At 46.1% G+C, this 22869-nt stretch carries 23 protein-coding genes and 1 riboswitch; of the genes, 7 read left to right on the plus strand and 16 right to left on the minus strand.

The features are described from left to right. Window positions 1-2 precede the first annotated feature (2 nt). Window positions 3-94, minus strand: a riboswitch (TPP riboswitch). Window positions 95-169: 75 nt separating this feature from the next. The 4 genes from DYP60_RS05000 to DYP60_RS05015 are packed head-to-tail and all read left to right on the plus strand — an operon-like array spanning window position 170 to window position 3539. Then, entirely contained in the window at window positions 170-1672 is a 1503-nt protein-coding gene (locus DYP60_RS05000; RefSeq protein WP_165849501.1) for an NAD(P)H-hydrate dehydratase, read from the plus strand. Next, on the plus strand, window positions 1672-2094 hold the full coding sequence (locus tag DYP60_RS05005) for a hypothetical protein (protein ID WP_237446218.1): 423 nt from the start codon (window positions 1672-1674) through the stop codon (window positions 2092-2094). Before DYP60_RS05000 ends, DYP60_RS05005 begins: the two co-directional genes overlap by 1 nt. 13 nt (window positions 2095-2107) lie before the next feature. Then, entirely contained in the window at window positions 2108-2512 is a 405-nt protein-coding gene (locus DYP60_RS05010; RefSeq protein ID WP_117329788.1) for a (deoxy)nucleoside triphosphate pyrophosphohydrolase, read from the plus strand. A 16-nt stretch (window positions 2513-2528) separates the two neighbouring features. Then, the gene (locus DYP60_RS05015) at window positions 2529-3539 is read left to right on the plus strand and encodes a mechanosensitive ion channel family protein (RefSeq protein WP_117329789.1); all 1011 of its coding nucleotides are present in this window, start codon (window positions 2529-2531) and stop codon (window positions 3537-3539) included. Between the two features lie 78 nt (window positions 3540-3617). On the opposite strand, the gene DYP60_RS05020 is transcribed toward DYP60_RS05015, so the two are convergent. After that, a complete protein-coding gene (locus tag DYP60_RS05020; protein ID WP_117329790.1) occupies window positions 3618-4655 on the minus strand; it encodes a LacI family DNA-binding transcriptional regulator in 1038 nt (345 codons plus the stop codon). A gap of 249 nt (window positions 4656-4904) precedes the next feature. Here DYP60_RS05020 and araA point away from each other — a divergent pair, with 249 nt between their 5' ends. Beyond that, entirely contained in the window at window positions 4905-6389 is a 1485-nt protein-coding gene (gene araA, locus DYP60_RS05025; protein ID WP_117329791.1) for an L-arabinose isomerase, read from the plus strand. A gap of 52 nt (window positions 6390-6441) precedes the next feature. On the opposite strand, the gene DYP60_RS05030 is transcribed toward araA, so the two are convergent. The 12 genes from DYP60_RS05030 to DYP60_RS05085 all read right to left on the minus strand — a co-directional run bounded on the left by DYP60_RS05030 (window position 6442) and on the right by DYP60_RS05085 (window position 17411). Then, complete coding sequence (locus DYP60_RS05030) at window positions 6442-8043, minus strand: xylulokinase (RefSeq protein ID WP_117329792.1); 1602 nt, start codon at window positions 8041-8043, stop codon at window positions 6442-6444. Window positions 8044-8154: 111 nt separating this feature from the next. Further along, entirely contained in the window at window positions 8155-9450 is a 1296-nt protein-coding gene (locus DYP60_RS05035) for a glucose-1-phosphate adenylyltransferase (protein WP_117329793.1), read from the minus strand. Window position 9451: 1 nt separating this feature from the next. After that, window positions 9452-10894: a glycogen synthase gene (locus DYP60_RS05040; RefSeq protein ID WP_240622824.1), complete on the minus strand. Its 1443-nt coding sequence runs from the start codon at window positions 10892-10894 to the stop codon at window positions 9452-9454. 84 nt (window positions 10895-10978) lie between these two features. Next, on the minus strand, window positions 10979-11917 hold the full coding sequence (trxB, locus tag DYP60_RS05045; protein WP_117329795.1) for a thioredoxin-disulfide reductase: 939 nt from the start codon (window positions 11915-11917) through the stop codon (window positions 10979-10981). Beyond that, window positions 11910-12623 (minus strand): tRNA (adenosine(37)-N6)-threonylcarbamoyltransferase complex dimerization subunit type 1 TsaB, encoded by a 714-nt coding sequence (gene tsaB / locus DYP60_RS05050; RefSeq protein WP_117329796.1) that lies wholly within the window; start codon window positions 12621-12623, stop codon window positions 11910-11912. The genes trxB and tsaB overlap by 8 nt, the downstream gene beginning before the upstream one ends. Then, window positions 12620-13039 (minus strand): tRNA (adenosine(37)-N6)-threonylcarbamoyltransferase complex ATPase subunit type 1 TsaE, encoded by a 420-nt coding sequence (tsaE, locus tag DYP60_RS05055; RefSeq protein WP_117329797.1) that lies wholly within the window; start codon window positions 13037-13039, stop codon window positions 12620-12622. The genes tsaB and tsaE overlap by 4 nt, the downstream gene beginning before the upstream one ends. Further along, on the minus strand, window positions 13036-14295 hold the full coding sequence (locus DYP60_RS05060) for a tetratricopeptide repeat protein (RefSeq protein WP_117329798.1): 1260 nt from the start codon (window positions 14293-14295) through the stop codon (window positions 13036-13038). The genes tsaE and DYP60_RS05060 overlap by 4 nt, the downstream gene beginning before the upstream one ends. Before the next feature lie 351 nt (window positions 14296-14646). Beyond that, entirely contained in the window at window positions 14647-15003 is a 357-nt protein-coding gene (locus tag DYP60_RS05065) for a hypothetical protein (RefSeq protein ID WP_117329799.1), read from the minus strand. Window positions 15004-15040: 37 nt separating this feature from the next. Beyond that, complete coding sequence (gene rplT / locus DYP60_RS05070; protein WP_117329800.1) at window positions 15041-15400, minus strand: 50S ribosomal protein L20; 360 nt, start codon at window positions 15398-15400, stop codon at window positions 15041-15043. Window positions 15401-15412: 12 nt separating this feature from the next. Further along, entirely contained in the window at window positions 15413-15610 is a 198-nt protein-coding gene (gene rpmI / locus DYP60_RS05075) for a 50S ribosomal protein L35 (RefSeq protein ID WP_117329801.1), read from the minus strand. Window positions 15611-15695: 85 nt separating this feature from the next. Further along, on the minus strand, window positions 15696-16247 hold the full coding sequence (infC, locus tag DYP60_RS05080) for a translation initiation factor IF-3 (RefSeq protein WP_117329802.1): 552 nt from the start codon (window positions 16245-16247) through the stop codon (window positions 15696-15698). A gap of 171 nt (window positions 16248-16418) precedes the next feature. After that, window positions 16419-17411: a class II fructose-bisphosphate aldolase gene (locus tag DYP60_RS05085; RefSeq protein ID WP_117329803.1), complete on the minus strand. Its 993-nt coding sequence runs from the start codon at window positions 17409-17411 to the stop codon at window positions 16419-16421. Window positions 17412-17533: 122 nt separating this feature from the next. On the opposite strand from DYP60_RS05085, the gene DYP60_RS05090 reads away from it, so the two are divergent. Continuing rightward, window positions 17534-18298 carry a hypothetical protein gene (locus tag DYP60_RS05090; protein ID WP_133299288.1) on the plus strand — a complete coding sequence of 255 codons (765 nt, stop codon included), beginning with the start codon at window positions 17534-17536 and terminating at the stop codon, window positions 18296-18298. On the opposite strand, the gene DYP60_RS05095 is transcribed toward DYP60_RS05090, so the two are convergent. After that, a complete protein-coding gene (locus DYP60_RS05095) occupies window positions 18288-19076 on the minus strand; it encodes a TatD family hydrolase (RefSeq protein WP_117329805.1) in 789 nt (262 codons plus the stop codon). The genes DYP60_RS05090 and DYP60_RS05095 overlap by 11 nt on opposite strands. An 88-nt stretch (window positions 19077-19164) precedes the next feature. On the opposite strand from DYP60_RS05095, the gene DYP60_RS05100 reads away from it, so the two are divergent. Beyond that, window positions 19165-19656 (plus strand): flavodoxin family protein, encoded by a 492-nt coding sequence (locus tag DYP60_RS05100; protein WP_165849502.1) that lies wholly within the window; start codon window positions 19165-19167, stop codon window positions 19654-19656. Between the two features lie 534 nt (window positions 19657-20190). On the opposite strand, the gene DYP60_RS05105 is transcribed toward DYP60_RS05100, so the two are convergent. Together DYP60_RS05105 and DYP60_RS05115 are read right to left on the minus strand one after the other, a co-directional pair. Next, window positions 20191-21225 (minus strand): acyltransferase domain-containing protein, encoded by a 1035-nt coding sequence (locus DYP60_RS05105; RefSeq protein ID WP_117329807.1) that lies wholly within the window; start codon window positions 21223-21225, stop codon window positions 20191-20193. Window positions 21226-21658: 433 nt separating this feature from the next. After that, window positions 21659-22771, minus strand: coding sequence for a Fic family protein (locus DYP60_RS05115; protein WP_117329809.1), 1113 nt, complete (start codon window positions 22769-22771; stop codon window positions 21659-21661). Between the last annotated feature and the right edge of the window lie 98 nt (window positions 22772-22869).

Below are 22869 nucleotides of genomic sequence, written 5' to 3' on the forward strand. Positions count from 1 at the left end.
TTTGTAAGATATGACTGTCTCCCTACGCTGGTATTATCCAGATCAGGTTAACGGGTGTAATCTCAGGCCAAGAGGCCACCCCAGGACAACCCTAGCCTAACGGGATGAGGGGAAACTGTCAATATACGTTCTGTTGACCGCTGTCGTTCGCTCATGTACAGTGATGATTATGAAAAGACTTGTTCGTTCCCTTGATGTTGCAGCCATTGATGCAAAGGCTCAAAGTGTGGCAAAGATTCCCGCTCTCTGCTTGATGGAGAGTGCAGGGTTGCAGATCTACCAGAAGTGGAAATCACAGCTGGATACCAGCAACCGTTTGGTCTTTCTGTGTGGTGGGGGCAATAACGGAGGAGATGCTTTGGTGGTCGCCCGATATGCCTACAATGATGGATTTCGGAACATGGTATTAGTCTATACCAGCTCTCACCTTTCCCCATCTTGTGAAGTGCAACGGAGTATCGCCAAAGCCTACAAGATTCCCCAAGTTGACTGGGATACTGTCGATGAATCTGGTCGTCATGCCTTGTTTGAGCATGCTTCCTGGATTGTAGATGGGTTGGTCGGTACAGGATTGAGAGGACCTCTGAAGGAATCCATGCAGGTCTTGGTTTCACAAGCGAATATGAGTCCTGCAAAACGATTGGCCATCGACATTCCCAGTGCCATAGGCGATGATGTTCCTGTCTCTTCTGTCCATATCCATGCAGATATGACAGTCACAATGGGCCACGAAAAGTTGGCAATGTACCACCCCATCAGTCGTGCTTCCTGCGGTCGCATTGTCTTGGTGAATCCATCCTTTCCTCCTTTTCTCTTGGACCAGTGTACTGCCGCTGCCCAGCTTTGTGAGCGTGTGAGTCCATCACTGCCCTCACTTGCAGAGCATGAATACAAGAATAGTAGAGGCCATGTGGCGATTTTTGGAGGAAGCAGCCTGTACAGTGGAGCTGGACGTCTTTCTTCCCGTTCTGCTTTTGCCTCACGAGCAGGATTGGTAACCATGTTTTGTGATAAAGAGGTGTACCCGGTGGCTTCAGCTGAATCACCGTCAGTCATGGTCCAGGTGTATGCAGGCCAAACCTTGAGTCGTTTTGATGCAATTCTTGCAGGTCCTGGGTGGGGAGAGGGAAGAGAAGCTCTCCTTGAGACGCTCTTTGCTTCCAAACTACCTGTAGTTCTTGATGCTGATGGAATCAGAGCATATGCATCTCTGTTGAAAGGAGGGAAACCCCCAGTGCATGGCCCCTTGATCCTCACGCCGCACATCGGTGAACTACGCCTTCTAGCTCAATCGCTTTTCCCTGAAGATGCACACGATGTAGCCAAGAGCGATACCCCTTCTACGTTCTTCCAGGTATTGGAGCGTATTGCTACTCATCTGCAGGCTACGCTGGTGGTGAAAAGTCAGTTGGTGTATATAGCCTCTGTAGGAAAGCAGACTGTGGTTGTGGAGGGAAACAACCCCTCCTTGGGTGTTGCTGGAAGTGGAGACGTTCTCTCCGGTATTCTTGTTGCATTACTTGCAAAACTGAAGGATTGTGACCAGGCTGCACTGGAAGGTACCTTGATCCATCAGCGGGCGGGGAGTCTTGCTGCGGCACAATACGGGTATTATGACAGTGAAACACTCATCTCTTTTGTAGGGCGAGCAACCCAGGAGGCTGAGGTTTGATGCAGCTCTATGTACTGTCCATTGCCTATCTGCTTTTTGGGGCAGGGCTCTTGCTTGCTGATAGCTATGGCCTTTCCTTTGCGTTGTTGCTCTCAATGCGTTATGCATTTAGAACCAAGAGGGGATTGAGAATAGTCCTGATTATCCTGGGAATACTGATAACACTTGGTTTGTGTTTTTTCCCCATGGACCCAGGTCCTGTTTTCCTTGGGGATTTTGTTCCCATGTTCAACATCTTCTCACTGATGCTGTATTATATATTTAGATCCATGAGAGGACTGGAAGAGGAGAAAACCAATGATGGGGATTCAGTGTTGGATGCAACCGGTCGCTATATGGAACGGAACAAACGGAACGTTGGAGTCTTGACAGTTGTGGTAGCATCAGTACATTTTTTGGCACCTCAATTGGTTCTACTCTAGGAGGAAGCGTGATATGCAAGAGCGGATAACAACAGCAGGAATATTGATTCAAAATGGAAAGTATCTTGTTGCAAAAAGGGAAGAGAAGGGATCTATTGGGGGGCTTTGGGAATTTCCTGGTGGGAAAAACCGTTATACAGAAACCGAGGAGGAGACGCTCAAACGTGAGTTCCAGGAGGAACTCGGGCTTTCCATATCTGTAGGGCCACTCATTCATACCCATGATTTCACCAACAAGGATACACGGTATCACCTGAAGGCATACTTGGTTTCAGCTCCGATGATAGAACATCTTGATCTATTGGTTCATAGTGAGTTCCGCTGGGTCGCTCTGGAAGATCTGTCATCTTATGATTTCGCTCCAAGTGACCAGGAGATTGTAAAGACGCTACTTGCCGCCAGGAACAACCAAGACTGACCTTGAGGAGGTTGCCATGAACGTTTTAGGTTCTTATACCAGTACGATTCTTGTAGTTTTCGCTACCATCATCTTGGTGACGGTAATCCATTTCCTATTCAAGAAAACGGTGGAAAGCTCAAAGCGTTGGCCATATCAACGTCAATTTTTGGTGTTCTTGATCGTACTTGTGGGGTTGTTCTTGTCTATTGCATTCCTCCCCATCCACAATGATGTCAAGAATCAGATACTCAGTGTTCTAGGAATTTTACTGAGTGCAATCATTGCCCTTTCCTCCACAACCTTGGTAAGTAATGCGATGGCTGGCCTAATGCTCCGGGTTACAGGTGAATTCCGGGGTGGTGATTTTATTGAGGTCGGCTCTTGGGTGGGCAGAGTGACAGATTTGGCAATCTTCCATACCGAAATCCAATTGATCAACCGTGATGTAGTAAGTCTCCCCAATCTTTTTCTGGTCCAGCAATCAGTGCATGTAACACGAAGAGATGGCACCTTTATCAACCTTGCAGTCTCCATCGGGTACACGGTAAGCAGAACTGAAGTAGAGGATGCTCTATTGGAGGCTTCAAATCGTTGTGGCCTCACTGATGGGTTTGTCTTCATCGAAGCTTTTCTCGACCATGCAGTTTCCTATCGTCTGTACGGACTTCTCAAAGAGTCTGGAGAGCGGTTGAGCAAGCTCAGTGAGCTCCACAAGACAGTGCTGGATGTGTTCTATGAGCGTAGAATAGAAATTGCCTCTCCTTCCCTGAATGATAGAAGGGAGTTGGATAAGGACAGTATATACCTCCCCAAGGCTTCGACAAAGAAAGAGAAATCAGCAAAAGAGACAATTGCTGCTGAGAAGGTTGCCTTCGACAAGGCAGATGAAGCGCAGTCGATTGAAGATCTGAAGCAACAGCTGGAAAAATCCACCAAGAAACTCGGGGAAGCCAGTAAGACAGCAAAAGAGAAACTGGAGAAGCAGATCGAAGGATTGCAAGCAGAGATTACAAAGCGTGAAGCGAAGAAAAACGAAGAACCGTGACAACTCTCCCGCCTAAAGTCGGGAGTCTTCTCGTGCTCTTTCTTATAAAACATTTCAAGCCTTGGGTTATAACAAGGTTCAGGGTTTTAGATAGGTATCAGGTTCTTCCATCAAGTTTTCAGGGAGAATGATATCAATAGGAACACAGATGGTCGTTTCAGGAAGCTGATTCAGCAATCCTTTGCGATACAGCTGATAGATAGCCGTATATCCCTGGAACTCAGGGCGCTGGCTGATCAAGCAATCTACCTGTTTGTTTCTCATGGCTTTGCAATTCTGTGCAATTGCATCATACCCTATCATGACAGTCTGACTTTTTCGGCCAAGCTGGACAACGAGTTCTGCTACTCTATGGATTGCATCGCTGACCACGAAAATACCACTCATGTCAGGATGGTTCCTATAAAATGTATCCAGGTCGCCAAGAGGATTTTCCCCTGCGAAATGGATTTCCATGTCATACGTTTGGTAGCCAGGCTTATCTGCGAAATAGCTGAGAAAACCCCGTACACGTTCTGATGAGTTGTATGCAGTACGGTGGGTCTGTATCGCAAGCAGTGTGCCTCCTCCTGGTTGGAGAAGATGCATCATTCTGCCTGCAAGGTACCCCCCTTGATAGGGGTTCTGTATGACGCTGCATACAGGAATTGTATCAGGGAGTGGGCTGTCGATGAATGCGTAATCGAGCGAAGGGTAGTCAGCGAGCAAGGCTTTTGCCTCAGCAGGAACGACAGGAGCAAGCAGCAATGCATCCACTGACTTTTCCAGAAGTCGTCTCCCTTGTGTTAATAAGGATCCTCCCTTCGTCCTGTCAAACTCAAGCATATCTATAGATACAGCGAGGGGTGAGAGCTCTTTTGCTGCTTTCAGTATTCCCTCATACATCAAATTCCAGTAGCCGTATTCGCTGTGGAGAAGAGGAAGCAGTACTCCAATAGTGAATTGCTTGCTCAACTTGAGGTTTCTGGCATACGCATTTGGTTGGTACCCATGTTCCTCAATGATACTCATCACTTTCTCGACAGTTTTAGGAGCTACCCGCCCTCGTTCATGGAGTACCCTGTCGACAGTCCCAATTGATACGTTTGCAAGTTTGGCAATCTCAGCTATAGTCATAAATCCCCTGCACATCTACATGTTTGTTGTACTATTATTAGGTAACGATAACGCAACTATAGTATACCATATCACAGTGTAGGTACAGAGAAATGGTTTGCCATATTTCCCTTCATTCAGCGATATTATAGGTTTTTTTCATTCTTACTTGACAGAATTATATCCAGGGACAACAATGGAATTATATTTGCGTTTACGTTAACGCACAGTACTATTTCATTCTTGTGCAATGAGCTTAAGGGGGCAACCATGCAAAGAAAAACAATTGATAGGTATGAGTTCTGGTTTTTGGTAGGATCACAATTTCTCTATGGGCCAGAGACTCTCGATGAAGTAGCGCGCCATGCACAAAAGATGGTGGAGGGGTTGAATGGTTCTGGAAAGCTTCCTTGCAGGGTCGTGTACAAAGCGACACTCAAGACCCCCGAAGAGATTGAGCAATGCATAAAGGATGCAAATTATAATGATTCTTGTGCTGGTATTATTACCTGGATGCATACCTTCTCGCCTTCCAAGATGTGGATCAATGGTTTTTCCTTGTTGCAGAAACCCTATTGCCATCTCCATACCCAGTTCAATCGCATGATCCCGGATACCGAAATTGACATGGATTTCATGAATTTGAATCAGTCGGCACATGGGGACCGTGAACATGGGTTCATTGCTGCCAGGATGCGTATGGGCCGCAAGATCATCACTGGTTTCTGGGAGGATGATGATGTGCAAAAAAAACTTGGCTCCTGGATGCGCTCAGCCATTGGAGCTGTAGAGAGCAGGAAGCTGAAAGTGATGCGATTCGGCGACAATATGCGGAATGTAGCAGTTACTGAAGGAGATAAGGTCGGGGTGCAGATGCAGCTTGGCTGGCAGGTGAATACGTGGGGTGTAGGGGACTTGATCAAGGAGATTGAGGCAGTCACCGATGCAGAAGTTGATGCACAGATGGAATCCTACCGAAAAAAGTATGCATTTTCCACCAATGATCTGGAAACAGTTCGCTATCAGGCTCGGGAAGAGGTCGCCATGCGACATTTCTTTGAACGAGAAGGCATTTCTGCCTTTTCGAACACGTTTGAAGACCTTCAAGCAATGCGTCAGCTACCAGGTCTGGCAAGCCAGGATTTGATGGCTGAAGGGTACGGCTATGGCGGTGAAGGCGACTGGAAGGTTTCTGCCATGACCAGTCTGGTCAAAAGAATGACCGAAGGTATGGAAGGGGGAACTACCTTCATGGAGGACTATACCTATCACATGGAAAAAGGTAATGAGCTTTCACTTGGGGCGCACATGCTCGAAATCTGTCCTTCCATCACCAATGAGAAAGCACGAATTGAGGTACATGAACTAGGTATCGGGGGAAAAGAACCTCCAGCTCGTCTTGTGTTCGAGGGTCATCCAGGGAGAGCAATACTTGCTTCCCTGATCGACATGGGAGGGCGTTTGCGTCTTATCGTGAATGAAATCGAGGTGGTAAAGCCAATCTACAAGATGCCCAATCTCCCGGTAGCAAGGGTCATGTGGAAACCCGAGCCCGATTTGTACCAGGCAGCACATCTATGGATGCTCGCAGGTGGTGCTCACCATGCAGTGCTGAGTTATGATGCCACAGCAGAGATGCTGGAAGACTGGTGCGAGATCATGAATATTGAGTTTGTGCATATCCATAAGGATGTAACCGTTGCTTCCATGAAGCAGCAGTTGTTCCTTTCTGATCTTGCTTGGAAACTCAAGTAATTTGCATAATAGTGAAGAGGCCGATTCCTCGCGGAGTCGACCTCTTTCCGTCTTACTTGAGATGTGCTACTGCCGCTTTTTCAACAGGAAGACCCTGCTTGTAGCGAGCAAGGAATGCGTTGAAACCGGCAATATCCTCTTCAGTTGGCTCTATCGTAGTAACTTCGGCAGAGGCAAATACCTTTTCATTAAGATATTCAGAGAGCGTTTCATCACTCTTTCGTGCCATATAGGCAGCAAGCAGTGCAATACCCCAAGCACCACCTTCTCCGGCAGTTTTTAACACTGAAATGGGTGTATGCAGAGCACTTGCCATCATCTTCTGTCCGACTTCAGCAGTTTTGAAGAATCCCCCATGCCCGTTGATAGTATCGATTGCAACATGTTCCTCTTCAAAAAGAATATCCATACCGATGCGTAGTACGCCAAGTGCAGTAAAGAGCTGGGAACGCATGAAATTTGCAAGTGTAAAGGAATTCTTGGTCTCTCTGACAAAGAGAGGACGCCCTTCACTGATGCCGGTCATGGTTTCTCCGCTGATGTAGTTATAGGGTAGGAGTCCTCCACAATCCTTGTCTCCTTCAAGGGCCTTGAAGAGGAGCTTGTCGTAGAACTCACCTTTGGGGACTGAGAATCCAAGTGTCTGTACCACTTCATTGAACAATCGCATCCAAGCATCATATTCACCGGTACAGTTGTTGCCGTGACTCATTGCCACCAAGGATCCATCGGGAGTAGTAACCAGGTCAATGAACTTGTTGTAGCTCTTGGAAAGAGGTTTCTCAAGCACAATCATGGCAAATACTGAAGTTCCTGCTGATACATTTCCTGTGCGCTTTGCAACGGAATTGGTTGCAACCATCCCGGTACCTGCATCTCCTTCCGGTGGGCAGAGAGGAACTCCTGCTTCCAGCACGCCACTGGGATCGAGGAGTCTTGCGCCCTGTTCGTTCAATATTCCGGCCGGTTCTCCTGCAAGTAAGATGGAGGGAAGAATACTGGGTAGATTCCATGGAAAATGGTAGCTTTCAACCTGTTTCGCAAAGCTTTCAAGCATCTTTGCGTTATATTTCTTTGTTTCAGTATCAATGGGGAACATGCCTGAAGCATCTCCGATTCCCAGTACTTTTTCACCGGTCAATCGCCAATGTACATACCCCGCGAGGGTAGTGAGGAATGAAATGTCTTTGACATGGTCCTCCCCACTTAGTATGGCATGATAGAGATGGCTGATCGACCAGCGTTCAGGAACCGGATAGGCAAACAGGTCACTCAATTCTTCTGCCGCTTTGGCCGTAATGGTATTTCTCCAAGTTCTGAATGGTACAAGCAATTTGTCTTGGTTGTCGAACGCAAGATAGCCGTGCATCATAGCACTGACTCCCATTGCTTTCAGTTTTTTCAAAGGGACCCCATAGGTGCTCTGGACTGCTTCCTGTAAATTAGAAAAGCTTAGGGAGATGCCTCTCCAGACATCCTCAAGGCTGTATGTCCAAATACCATCGAGCAGGGTGTTTTCCCAGTCATGTCCCCCTTGGGCGATTGGCTGGTTTTCTGAGTTGATCAAAACTGTCTTGATTCTCGTGGAACCAAGTTCAATACCGAGCATTGTCTGGCCATTGACAATCTCTTGTGTGATTGTATTCTTCAGCATGTGCTACTCCTTTTGGTAATTATAGCCTGTACAGCAGATTATGAAAAGTATTCAAACAAAGAAACAGCGGAAGAATAATCTCTTCCGCTTAGTAGGAACACCTACGTGCTATTACATTACTGTTCCATTTTTAATGATTGCATTCTTGTTGATGATAATAATCCCGTCATGAATGGAATACATGGCAAAATCTCCTTCCTGGCGGGGGATGTCGTCAATTCCGATGCGGCATCCATCTCCAATACGGGCATTCTGATCGATAATGGCCTTGCGAATAATGGTTCCTCGCCCAATACCTATGTTAGGAATACCTTTCTTTGCATTTTCTGCCTTCTGTTCCTGGGTTTCGTAGAAGGAAGCACCCATACAGTAAACGCCATCGAGGGATGCCCCTGACTCAATGATGGTTCGTACACCGATGATTGAGTTCACTATGTAGGCATTGGTGATGATTGATCCTTCACTGGTAAGTGAGTTTGAGATATTGCAGAAATTGACCTTTGTTGCAGGCAAGTGTCGGCGGTGAGTGTAAATCGGCATCCTCTCATCGTAGAAATTGAACTGTGGGTTAATCGAGGCAAGATCGAGATTGGTCTCATAGAATGCCTTGATTGTTCCAATATCTTCCCAGAAACCATCAAAGAGGTAGGTGGCTACTTTTCTCTGTTTGATGACATCAGGTATGATTTCCTTCCCGAAATCAGTCTTGTCGTTGTTCAGTACCTCTTCCATCGTCTTGGTATTGAAGATGTAGATACCCATGCTTGCAAGGTACTCATTACTCGAATCGGCATGCACCCCCAAGGAAGAGAACATGAATTCATCATCAACCTTGTATTCACAGATGTCCAGATCGATGGCTGGTTTTTCATAGAAATTAGTAATCATGCCTTCCTTGTCACAGCTGATGATACCCAGACCTGTTGCCTGCTCCCTGCTTATGGGCTTGGCCGCAATAGTCAGTTCAGCACCACTCTTGATGTGTCGTTCGAGCATGAGTCCAAGATCCATTCGATAGAGCTGGTCTCCGCTAAGAATGATATAGTAGTCAGCATTCTGGTCATGGAAGTGCTTCATGTTCTTACGAACGGCATCAGCGGTTCCTTGGTACCATGTATCGGTTTGATGGGTCTGCTCAGCAGCAAGAACCTCAACAAATCCGTTGGAGAAGGTGTCAAAGATATACGTGTTGGAAATGTGGTTATGAAGGGAAGCCGAATTGAACTGGGTCAAGATGTAAATCTGCCTGATTTCACTGTTGATACAGTTTGAGATTGGAATATCTACCAACCGATATTTCCCAGCAAAGGGGACTGCAGGTTTTGCACGATCCATGGTGAGAGGATATAACCGGGTACCTTTGCCCCCGCCAAGTACAATCGCAATCGTTTTTTCTCTAGTACGCATGTCATTTCCCCCTTAAGCTGGATCTGTATACTGTTTGATATGCCTTAGCCGACCGTTCCCATGAACTGTCCCAAAGCATGCATCGTTTCCGGATGGTTCGAAGTGTTTCAGGTCCCTTCTTCCACCAATGAATTGCTCTTTCAACTGCCTCAAGTATACCATGAGAGCTCATACTCTCAAAGAGAATACCGGTTCCCTCATCTGGTCTCTCATCCAGGTCGATGATACTATCAGCAAGACCTCCTGTTTTACGAGCAACCGGCAAGGTACCGTAGCGAAGGCTGTACAATTGGTTGAGTCCACATGGCTCATAACGGCTGGGCATCAGGAAAAAGTCTGCACCAGCCTCGATACGGTGGGCAGCCTTATTGCTGAAGAGAATATTTACAGAAAGATTGTCATACCGTTCGCCAAGTTCCCTTAGTTTTCTCTCCATTGTGGAGTCTCCGGTTCCTATAATAATCATCTGCATGGTGTGGTTTTGCAGCATCAGTTCCAAGGCACAGGGAGAACCCTCGAGTAATTCAACGAATCCCTTTTGTTCAGCGAGACGGCTAATCATGGCAAATAGGGGTACTGTGGTATCCTTGGGAAGACTGAACTCCTCTTGCAGCTCTTCTTTGATGGCTTGCTTTCCTGTTTGTGAGTGTGCAGAAAAATGGTGATCAATGAAGGGATCTGTCTCCGGATTCCACTCTTCTGGATCAATCCCATTGATGATCCCTTCCAAGACTGAAGCTCGTTCCGCGAGCAACCCATCCAAAGAGCAACCATACGTTTTGCTCTGAATCTCCTGCGCATAGGTTGGGCTGACCGTGGTAATACGATCTGCAAATTCCAAACCAGTTTTCAACAGGTTGGTTCGTTTGGAGGGTATTTCCCCATTGAACATCCGCTTGTCTGGCATGATGTCAGCACAGAGCAAATCCAGTCGAGAGAACTCCCCTTGGTAGGCAAGGTTGTGAATGGTAATTACACTTTTTGTTTTCTGGAAGAAGGGATCATCATGTAGAGAGAGGAGATAGGGAAGAAATCCGCACGTCCAATCATGGCAATGCATGATGTCAACCTTCCAGTCAAGAAGCTTGCAAAGGACTAAAGCGGCTTTGTTCAGAATAGTGAAACGTTTGAGGTTGTCGTGATACGGAGTGAATGAAGTATCTCCATATATTCCTTTTCTGTCAGTGAAAAAAGGATGTTGGACAAAGTAATAGGTAACCTTTCCCAAACGAGTCTCACAAAAAGTGACTGTTTCTATGCTCCCCAAGAGGGAGACTTCTCCTTGAAAGGGCAAATCAGTGAAAGAAGTTCTATCAACACTTCCATAGAGAGGAAGCACTACTCGCACTTCTTCGCCGATTATGGCGAGGGCGCCCGATAGTGCCCCAACTACGTCTGCAAGCCCACCTGATTTAGAGAAGGGTACAGATTCACTTGATACCATACATATATTCATGGCTTAATTAGAACACTAACGTAATGCCATCGTCAAGGAGATTTGTGTGATATATGAGTTAGGAAATGCACCCTAACGGTATGCATTTCCCTCCAATTCGTCAATATATTCACTTGCACAGTGGGCTGCAATGGCACCATCACTGGCTGCAGTGACCAACTGTCTGAACACAGTGTCTCTCACATCCCCTGCAGCATAAAGGCCGGGAATAGCTGTCTCCATCCGTTCGTTGGTAAGAATATATCCGCTTTCATTGAGCACACTCTTGTCAAGGAGTTCCGTCTGGGGGATCATTCCGACAAAGATAAAGACAGCATCAAATTCACGTTCGTACTGCTTATTATTTGCAAGATCATTGAGTAATACAGAGGTGACTTTATTTCCATCTCCGTTAATCCTCTCGACCGTATGCTGCATCACCCTTTCAATATTCTTATTGCGTTCAATTTGCTTAACGAGATGTTCCTGCGCTCTGAAGCGATCCTTACGGTGGATCAGGGTGACATGTTCACTGAGTTTAGAAAGGTATATGGCATCGGTAAGTGCGGTATCACCGCCACCAACGACCAAGATTTTTTTTCCTTTGAAGAAAGGCCCGTCACACGTTCCGCAATAGGAGACTCCCTTGCCGTTGTACCTCTCTTCACCCTCAACTCCCAAATGGTGATGTTTTGCTCCTGTAGCAAAAATAACAGCTTTTGCCTGATAGGTTTCTCCATCAGCCGTCTCTGCAGTGAAGATATCTCCCTTTTTTTTGAGCGAGGAAACCGTTGCATAGACAAGGTTGGCGCCAAAAGCCTCTGCCTGGGTATGAAACTTCATACCGATTTCATAGCCGCTGATCGGCTTATCGATACCGGGATAGTTCTCGATCATATCGATGTACATGGTCTGTCCACCTGGAGCAATTGACTCCAATAGGGTAACTGAGCGACCAGCACGTGCTGCATATTGGGCTGCAGTCATTCCCGCAACCCCTGATCCGATGATCAGTATATCTTGTTCAATCATGTGAAACCTCCAATGAATGGATTATTTTTTGTAATGCAATTTCAGCGTCACTTTTACGCACATAGGAAGGACCTTTTCCAATATCATCACTCCCTTGTGACAAATACTGCGCCCTTCCCATATCTGCGAGCACCAAAGCAAGATTGGTTCCCGCATAGGCATCGACGCGTATTTTATCTTGAGTTTCATTGCTGAGTTTTTGTGCAAGGAGGGGTGCATCGATTCCCGTAAGCAGTGCAGTAGGATATCCGGCAAGCAGTTGTTCAATCTGCTCAACACTGACATCAAGATCTTCACTTGTACGTTTCCCATCTACAAACAAGGCTACGTAAAATCTCTGTTTTTTTGCATCGATGGTTGCAAGTACTGCTCCTGGGTACATTTTGACACACCCTTGGTATACATCCAAGGTTGGGACGGAAACCAAGGGTATGCCAGTCGCGAGAGAAATTCCTTTAAGGGTGCTCATGGCTATTCTGAGTCCAGTGAAGGAACCAGGTCCGCTGGTACATACAAGCAAGTCCAGATTCTTCATGTCAATGTTACAGCGAGCACACAATTCAAGAATCCGGGGAATCAGCAACTCTGAGTGTTTGGTACCCAATGTAGTCGCGCTCGTCTCATAGAAAACAGGTGTATCTTCTTCAAAGCGTACAAGAGCTAGGTGCATCACTGCTGTTGCAGTGTCACAAGCGAGGACGTTCATACCTGGACCCCTTCAAGGGTAATGATTCTCTCTTGATTTGGCATAATGTTAATATGCACAAAAATTGTTGAATCGGGAAGTAACTCCTCAATCTTTTCACTCCACTCAATGATGGTGACTCCATTGCCATAGAGGAGCTCTTCTCCGCCAATCATTTCAAACTCTTCGATGCCTTCGATGCGGTAGAGGTCCATATGATAGAGGGGGAATGAGCCTTTATATTCCTGGATTAGAGTGAAGGTAGGGCTGACAATAGATTCCACGATTCCAAGTCCTTCTGCCAAGCCCTTGGCGAAGACGGTTTTTCCTGATCCTAGACTACCGCGTAAGGAAATGACAGTGCCTGGTTTGCATTGCTTTGCAATGCTTCTTCCAAGTTTCCTTGTCTCCTCTTCACAGCGGGTAGTTACGGTCATCGCTCCACATCCTCCAGAGAAAAGGATGCCTCTATGTCGTCGGTTTCTTCTTTTCCCTGAATAAAGAAGGGGTGTTCTTCCTTGCTTTGTGTGATGACTTCTTCTGTGCTGACAAGTTCTTCCACTACAGGGGAGGAGAGTGTTTCTCCGCTCTGGTTCTGGTAGTCTTTCATCAGCTGGATAATCACAGGATCTTTCGGGTCGATGACGCGTGCCATTTCGAGAAACTTGCGTGCTTCATCGAATTCCCCGTCTTTCAGATGGAGGTAGGCGAGATTGCTTACCAAGGTAATGTTTTCATCATCGAGATCAACGGCTGTATTGAGATAGGTCTTCGCCAGTTCCGTCTTACCGGTTTCAAGGCTGCAAAGAGCGAGTTCGTTGTAAATGTCGCTGCTTCCCTTAGACAAGGCAAGGGCCTGTACCAATGCCTCTTCAGCTTCCTGAAAGCGAGTGAGTCTGCGTAGTGCCCAACCTTTGAGGAACCATGCATTCCAGACCTTTGGGTTGTCCTTGATATAGGAAGCCAAGAGCACCAATGCTTTTTCTTCATCATTCATTTGGATGGCATCATACGCTTGCATGAGATTTGCATCATCATTCAGTTTGGTATTGATGTCTTTCATAATATTCTGCACATGCTTCTTTTTCTCACCATCTTCTGCGAGTTCCAGATAGTGATCGAGATACTCTTTGGCTAGTTCAACATTGCCTTGATAGAGGTGGAAGAACCCTATTTCACTATAGAGAGTGGCATCTTCCCCCACTACTTCCAAACCTTCCTGAAGGATGTTGATCATCTTCTGCTGGTATAAGTCGTAGACCTCTCCTTTATTGCTATCTTGGGTAGCCATACTGCTGTAGAGTGTCGCGAGGTTGATGAACGAAGCACTCTGTGGTGCAAGTCGAATCACCGAAAGAAAGAGTTCTTCAGCAAAGGTATAGTTGCCTTTTTTTTCCTGGGCAATTGCTGCCAAGGTAAGTTCTTGTGGCGCATCAGGTTGTACTGCAAGTACGAAATCCCGGTAATATGAGGCATGCTCGTGTTCCCAGTTGAAGGCGATTACTTTCAACATTCCCGCAACGATCAATTCAAAAGAAATTTCGGTCTTTGAATCTATCTGGGTCTTCCCATCGGGAAGTTGGACTGGGATTTGAATGGAGCTATCGACATGGAAATCACCAATGTCTCGTTCCATGGAGGGGGGAAGGGAAATGAAGATACAATGCTTCAAAGGGTTTTGTTGTTCTGGCATGGATTTTATATTCCTGTAAGCAAGTGAAAACCTGCGGTGTCGTACCCGGAGATTGCTCTTGAACCTGTGGTTCAAGGGGGAAACTAGTTTGGCTGAAAATTCTGTTCCGTTAAACTCCCAAGGAAGTTGGATCAATGCAAATCAGCTATACCGCATCCCGTTTGTGTATGTTGAGCCAAGAGACTATGGCTCCAAGTGCACACCGCAGGAAAATAACTTGTCAAATATCAGAGCAGGTGACTGCTGCACCTACATCGTACAATAAGAACCCACTTTGTAAAAGGGGGCATAGATAATAAAACGGGACCCGTAGGTCCCGTTTACGACAGTGTCCAAACACTTGGACAAGGATCAGAAAGAGGGACTGTCCTCTAGAAGGGCATCCAGATCGACTTCCTCATCAATAAGGGCATCACCACTGGTAAATCCATCTGCGGCTTCCAACTCAATCTGAGCATCATCTAGGAGGGGAACGTCATCCAGTCCTTCGATGGCAGACAAATTGTCCATGGCGTTTGCAATACTATCTTCAATAAGTTTGTTGCTCGTCTGGAAACTCTCAACGTACTCTTCAAGTTCAGCATTGTGTGCATGTACCAAATCAAACTTTTCCTGCAACTCTTCCTTCTCCTTGCGGAGCATTGCAATCAGGCCTGCAGCCTTCTTGGTTCGCAGTTCAAGCAATTTTACCGAATCGACAACTGACATGGTTCCTCCTTACGGCATTTGAACGATTTGCCAGGAGCTAATTCTCCAAGGCAACCTTGACCTGTGCAACAAGAGCAGAGAATGCAGCCTTATCTTCAATAGCCATATTGGAGAGGGCTTTTCTGTTGATCTCAATGTTGGCAAGTTTCATACCATGCATAAACTGGGAGTAGTTGAGACCCTCAGCGTGCACAGCCGCATTGATTCTTGCAATCCAGAGTTTGCGGAAATCCCGCTTTCTCTCTTTACGGCCACGATAGGCATACTGCCCAGCCTTTGCAACAGCGTCTTTTGCAACTCGGTTGTTCGTGCTTCTGCGACCATAATAGCCTTTTGCTAACTCAAGAATCTTCTTTCTTCTGTCTTTGTGTTTCGTTCCGTCTACTGCTCTAGGCATATCCCACCTTCCTTACGCGTAAGGAAGCATCGATTTCGCTCGTTTTGCTTCCATGTTTGCTAGGATTCCAGTTGCACGCAGGTTAGCCTTGCGCTTGCTGCTCTTTTTGGTGAGGATATGGCGAAGACCCTGCTTTTTAAAGCGGACCTTTCCTGTTCCAGTCACACGGTACCGCTTTGCAGCGGATTTTCTTGTTTTCATCTTGGGCATTGTTTTGCACCTTCCATTGTTGCGCTCGCAAGGAACAAGAACCCCTTGGAGCTGCATATTCACCATCCCATGCGGGATACTGTTGCTAATTCTTTTTCTTGGTCGATCCGGCGTTGCTCTTGGATGGACTGACAATCATACTCATCATCCTTCCTTCCATCACCGCTCCTCGATCAAGGTTGTACCCTACACCATTTTCGGTGAGCTGGGCAAGTATCTTGTCCAGGACAACCTTACCCAATTCAGTATGGGCAAGTTCACGGCCGCGGAAGCGTATGCTTACCTTGACCTTGTTCCCTTCGTCAAGGAAGTCACCGATGAACTTTGATTTGGTCTCAAGATCGTGTTTTTCGATCTTGGGCTGCATCCGGATTTCCTTCATCTTTATGATGTTCTGGTTCTTTTTGGCTTCTCTCATGCGCTTTTCTTGCTCATAGCGATACTTACCATAATCAAGAATTTTGCAAACCGGTGGTCTTGCATTTGGAGAAACCTCTACCAAGTCCAATCCCTGTTCATCTGCAAATGCGACAGCGTCATAGACGCTCATGATACCTTTTTGATTGCCATCTGCATCAATGACGAATACTTCTCGTGCACGGATCTGTTTATTGATCCTCAAATCCTTTGTAGCCAATCGAGCTCCTTTGTTTTCGGTGAAAACCATTTCGTTGAAGGTAAGTCAGCCTAAAGGGCCGACGCAAAACAATATAACACATGCCTAGGAACTATGTCAAAGTATCTCCCCTAGGGAATATGCGAAAACGGCCACTAGGGTATCCAGTGGCCTTTCTCGATCTATAGAAACTTATGCGTGATTAGCTGAGCCAAGCACGTTGATGTTTTTGTGAATGTACATCTTCTTAAGCTCATCACGAGCGGGCCCAAGATACTTACGAGGGTCGAACTCTCCGGGTTTCTCGGCCAGGGTCTTGCGGATAATAGCGGTCATTGCAAGTCTTCCATCGCTGTCGATATTGATCTTGCAAACAGCACTCTTGGCAGCCTTGCGAAGCTGTTCCTCAGGAATACCGACGCTGTCCTTAAGCTGCCCACCGTACTGCAGAATCATGTTTACATACTGCATGGGAACAGAGGAAGAACCGTGAAGGACGATGGGGAATCCAGGAAGCTGTTTCTCGACCTCTTCAAGGATGTCGAAACGAAGTGGAGGTGGAATAAGTACTCCTTCCTCATTACGGGTGCACTGGCTAGGCCCAAACTTGTTTGCGCCATGGCTCGTTCCAATGGAGATAGCAAGTGAGTCACAACCGGTGCGGTTGACGAAGTCGACGACTTCCTCCGGTTTGGTATAGTGGCTGACTTCAGCCACCACCTCATCTTCAATGCCGGCGAGCACGCCCAATTCACCTTCAACTGTTACATCATGCTTGTGTGCATACTCAACCACTTTCTTGGTGACTGCAATGTTTTCTTCATAAGGGAGGTGGGAACCATCAATCATGACAGAGGAGAAACCATTGTCGATACATTCCTTACAGGTTTCGAAGCTGTCGCCGTGGTCAAGGTGCAGGACGATGGGAATCTCACAACCGAGTTCCTTAGCGTATTCACCAGCACCGCGGGCCATATTTCTCAGCAGATTAATATTGGCGTAGTCTCGAGCGCCCTTGGAAACCTGAAGAATTACTGGGGATTTGGTCTCAACACAAGCCTGAATAATAGCTTGCAGCTGTTCCATGTTGTTGAAATTGTAGGCAGGAATTGCATACCCACCCTTGATAGCTTTTGCGAACATGTCCTTGGTGTTTACCAGACCGAGTTCCTTATAGGATGTCATTAGTTACTCCTTGTATGATGGTAGGTTCTTTTCGCTACAAATGTAGCCAATATGGCAAAACTGGTCAACCAGTATCCGTTTGTTTCTTGACTGTAGGCAACGCGATTGGTACAGTTTTTGGCATGAATAGAAGGATTGTGTTGCCCTTGTCCCTTGTATTGTTGCTTGTTGCAACATTCTTCGTGTTTCCCCTCTTCTTGCCCCGGGTAACCTTTCTTGTGGATGTCCCTTACAGTGATACAGTGCTAGCAGTCCAAAAACGCGAACTCTTTTTCACGCAGTTGCAATCTGGCTATTTGCTCGATGTTGAGGAAGTCTCTCTCACATTGGATGCGGACCAGTTGCTTGATTCAGTGAATAAACGAAGCCGATTCATCATTGCTTCCCCCTTGGTGAGTATGAAGCTGAAAAATACGAATGTTCCGGCAATGCTGGTTGGGCAAGGAAGAAGTACAGAGTATGCTTCTTTTTTTGAACACTTTTGGCAAATTGACGAAGAAGTCATGCTAGATACTATGCAATATCCCGACCTGCTCACTGCCTTGGTAGGCGAGGCAGATGCGGAACGCTTTGCTGCTTTTTTCCCAAGTGATTTAGTATTCCTCAAAGGGAAAGATGAACAAGATAGTATTTTCGCTGATCGTGTGAGTCGGATGTTGAAGGAACGTCAAGTGATTACGATAGTAGCCCCGTCTCTCGGTCCTTGGGCAATCCCGTTGCTGAAGGATGAATCCATACAATGGGTGGTTCCTGCAGAATATCTCTCCATGATCCCTCAGAAACAACAAAGTGGGGTATTGGTACCAGATCTTGTAGCTGGGGTACATGCATTGTTCTCAGGCAAAGATGAGATCCACGTACTTACGTGGAGGATGATCAGCCTCTAAGAAAGGAATGGAAGTTGCTTTGTACCTGCCTGATCAGATCAGCTAGCTCCATACCCCGTAATTCAGCAGCAAATCGATAGATATGCTCCATGTTCAAGGGAGTATTGGGTCTCCCCCTCATGGGATTTGGGCTGAGATAAGGGCTGTCAGTTTCCAAGAGGATGCGCTCGGCAGGTATCTTTACAAAGAGTTCCTGCATCCCTTTGTTTGCCTTGTAGGTTAGAGGCCCTGCAAAGGAGAGGAAGAATCCTTTATGGATGGCGAGCTTTGCAAGCTCTTCGCTGCCCTGGAAACAGTGGAAGACTCCCTCTCTGGAGAAACCACGACTTCTAAGCAGTGTTAAGAATTGCTCGTCTGCTTCGCGATTGTGGAAAATAACGGGAAGGTTTCTCTGTTCTGCAAGGTCAATTTGCGAGAGGAGCAGCCCTTCCTGTACAGTTTTGGTCCCGTAGTCCCAGTGGTTATCCAGCCCAATCTCGCCAATGGCGACCGCGTGGGTTTCATCGAGCTGTTTTTGCAGTGTTTCCAGCTGACTCTCTACTGGCATTTCTCCTTCTTTCACTCCCCATGGCCCGATCCCACCGCTCAGATGCACAAAAGGATAGGCGGCAAAACGCTTTGCTCGCGCAGTCAGGTCATCGGCTTCGAGCCCGATGTCGATGCCTTCCATGGAGTGTTCCTGCATGGTGTTAAGAAGGGAATCCACTTCAATGCCTTTACGCTCAATGGACAACAGATGGAAGTGAGAATCAATCATATGAAGGGGTAGTGTCTGCATATGCACTGTTATAACGCAGCCCAAACTTTGTTGCAAGGGAGTAAAATATCCCATGGTCCGCCAGCATAACTCATGGTACACTCACTACATGAATACCGTTGCAGTTGTTTTCTATTCACTGGAAGGTCATACAAAGTATTTGGCAGAGCAGCTTGCTGAGAGGCTAGGTGCTGACCTTGTTCCGATTCAACCAAAAAAAACGTATCCTACCAAAGGATTCGCGAAATTTTTCTGTGCAGGAAGGGATGCCATCCTTAAATGGAACATTGCACTACAACAACCGCTTCCCGAACTTGAAAGCTACGATACTGTGGTGCTCTGTACACCGGTTTGGGCTGGAACAACAAGCGCACCGGTGTACTCCTTTCTTAAGCAGACAGATCTCTCTTCCAAGAAGCTTTTCCTCATTGCCACCTGTAGAGGAGGTTCTACCAAGCGTTGCTTCGAGCGAATGCGAAAAACCGCCAAAGGAGCATCTATTCTGGGTGAAGAAAGATTTGTACATCCAAGTGAACAAACGCAGGAGCGGGATGAAGCACAGATTGAATCGATATGTAGTGTGGTACAAGAGCATAGCTAAGTGAGTAAGGGGGGAAGTGCATGAACTCTGAGGTACTGGTAGTTTGGGGTTGTCTGAGCGCTGCTACCTTGCTTGCTAAGAGAATGGGGGTATGATGATTAATGAAACAGAAGTGATTGACTACCTCCCACGTGTGGATGACAAGACCAAATAGAAGCGGAAAATGAAGGAAACAGAACGATTGCTCACTGTCTGGAAGAAGCATTTGCCAGAGATTAGGAATTATAATAAGACATGTAGAGATTGATACTAATAGAACCATTGAACGGTATACAATGAAAAATGGTGGGGCAGTAGCCGGTCCAAAATAGATGCTGGGAAACCGCATGTTCAAGCGACTCCACATCAAAACTGAATTTCCCAATCTCTTTTGTTGTGGTGCGTCCACAATTATGGGGGGAACCGGAACCCCGACTGTAACAACCAGTGGATAGCTACGACAAATACGGATGAGTACAAAGCACTTGAGTCTTCCTGTATCAGGGAAGAAGCTGTCGATATTGATATGGTGTGTACGTACATGAAGATGATTAATCAAAGATTTATGAGATATCCACCAGTAGTATGGAACTTTACTCCATTTTTCAGCGCTTGCTGCACTTTCTTCTGTAAGCTGGTGGTTGCATTGTATGTCAACACCTCAGTTTCACCAAGCCCAAAGCCGAAGACCCGCTCATAAATCTGTGGGACTGTATAAGAAACCGGGAATTTCTTGAAACGATGCATGAAATCTCTGGTATTGCTCTCTTGGCTGGCTACCAAATCCAGAGCAGGATCCAGGAGCCAAGAGGAGCAAGCTACTATTGAAATTGAAGGGAAATATGCCTTGGCTAGTGTTAGTGAGTCGTCAACAGATGACGGGGTGAGAGGGCTACCGGAGGGGATGTGCAGATGCAATACTGAGGTTTCGGGGCCTAGAATACGCAACAGTTCTGTCTTGATCTTTTGCGTTTCCTCCTTCTCGATTATGCCAAGCTTGGTATCCACCAGATGACCTGTAATGTGATTTGTATCCTCGAGTAATGTAGTACGAAATACTGCATTCTGATCACTTGTGAGATACCCGTCCTCATCACAGAAGAGTCCTCTGTTGGCAAACATAATCATCATATCATCTTTGAGGTTCAGGAAGATTTGATACGGATATCCAAATACCTTTGGCTCAAACTGCAATCGGCCAAGGCGGAGGATATTTGCACAGAGATGTCTGCAGATCCAGAACACTTGGTCTAATCCAATAGCTCCATTATGCTGGGATGCATACTGGTCCACCCAGAGGCGAACATCACTCAATGTTGCATCCCTGACAGCATCGTCAATTCCAGCCTTTTCGTACACAGATATGACTGCATCTTCAGTCTCTCGGATTAATACGAGCGGATAGAGCACGCCAAAGCTTTGTAGTGCATCGTTTAGTATGGTTGCTGTCTTGCCGGTGTCTCTGTATGAGATGGAAGCAGAGAGATCTGCAACCCTTTTAGCATGGTCTCTGCCTAACGTATTTGATTGCAGGAAATCCTCAATAGCACGAAGCTGGCCTGTGTCTAATCCAAATGCATTACTGTCCATGGGATGAGCTTGCACCAAGAAAGAGGAACGGTCAATCTCTCTATGGGAAAGAGAGGTCTCATCTCTTCACTGGTAGAGTAATTATGAGTACTCCTAAATTATTCTATAAGGAAAGTTGGAAAGTGCCTGATAATCTGATTTCATTCCTATTTGAAAATGCCTTCAACAAATCAATAACGGTTTCGACAAAAACACTCGGGTTGGTCAGATATGGAAAAGGTAAGAAATTGGTTATTAGCAAACCTGAGGATAATTACAGCTGATGACAACGCTTTTTCTAAGATTATTACTTTGAATGTGAAGGGATATGCATATATGAGACTTTATAGTAGTCAGTCGTTCCTCTCCAATTACAGTAATTCTGAAATCTTAGAAAAAATCTACATAGAAGTTCCTGATATCAACTCAACTATGTACTCTTTACCTTTAACACTCACAGCACTTCAGACGGATGTTTCAAAACATAGTGGGTGCTTCGTCCCTGTCCTTTCTGTTCTAGAAGTCCCTTTTGCACCAAATCCTTGATCTCTCGTATTGCTGTATCTTGTGACACCTTACAGATCTTTGCCCATTTTGATGATGACAGATTACCCTTGAAATCTTCTAAGAGCAATGAAAGCATTTTCCTTTGGGTATCCGTAACAGTGTATTGCGCTGCTTTCTGCCACAATCTTGCTTTTATCAGGACACTGTCTACAGTACTTGTTGATGCCTTTATTGCATGTGAAAGGCAATCGAGGAACCAGAGAAGCCATCCTGTGATATCGAGTGTGCCCTTTTGTGTTTTCTCAAGGATTGCATAGTAGCCATCTTTTTCCTTCTGGATTTGTGCTGACATACTATAAAAGCGTTTTCCTGTACCATCAGATCTGGAAAGCATCATATCAGTGATGGCTCTTGCAAGTCTTCCGTTCCCATCCTCGAATGGGTGGAGTGTGATGAACCAAAGGTGTGCAATTGCAGATCTTACGATAGGGTGTTCCTCTGATGGAGCATTGATCCACGACAAGAATTGAGAAAGTTCATAGGGGAGTTGTACTGCCTTAGGAGCCTGGAAGTGTACGATTTCCATAGGCCCCTGACTTCTTGAAACTACTTGCATACGTCCTTCTTCATCACCTCTGAGTTGCCCGACGTGTATCCTTCTTATTCCACTAAACCCTGTGGGGAATAAGGAGGCATGCCAACCAAAGAGTCTCTCAAGCGTAAGTGGACTATTGTAGTTCTCTATGGCATCGAACATCATGGATACAATACCATCGATATGATGGTCAGAAATTTCTGATTGAGCGTATGGAATATTCAGATGTCTGGCTACCGAAGAACGCACTTGTCCATAATTCAAGTGTTCGCCTTCAATGGCACTGGAGCTGATGATGTTCTCTGAGACTACATGCCAATTCGATTCTCTCTGCAGTTCAAATCCAAGACTTTTCATGCGACCCAGAACTTCTCCCTGCAAAAAGGTGGTGTTTGCTAGAGGTTCAAGTAAGGCTTCTTTTTCCCAGGTAAAATGTGGCCATGTTGGATTTTCATAGATATACATATATAACCTCCGCAATATTTGCGTAGATTATACTACCTAATCTACGCAAATGCAATGAGGAAAGTAATAGATAATAGTTCATATAGCTATTTGTGATT

This window comes from Sphaerochaeta halotolerans, from assembly GCF_003429665.1.
In the GTDB taxonomy this organism is placed as follows: Bacteria; Spirochaetota; Spirochaetia; order Sphaerochaetales; family Sphaerochaetaceae; genus Sphaerochaeta; species Sphaerochaeta halotolerans.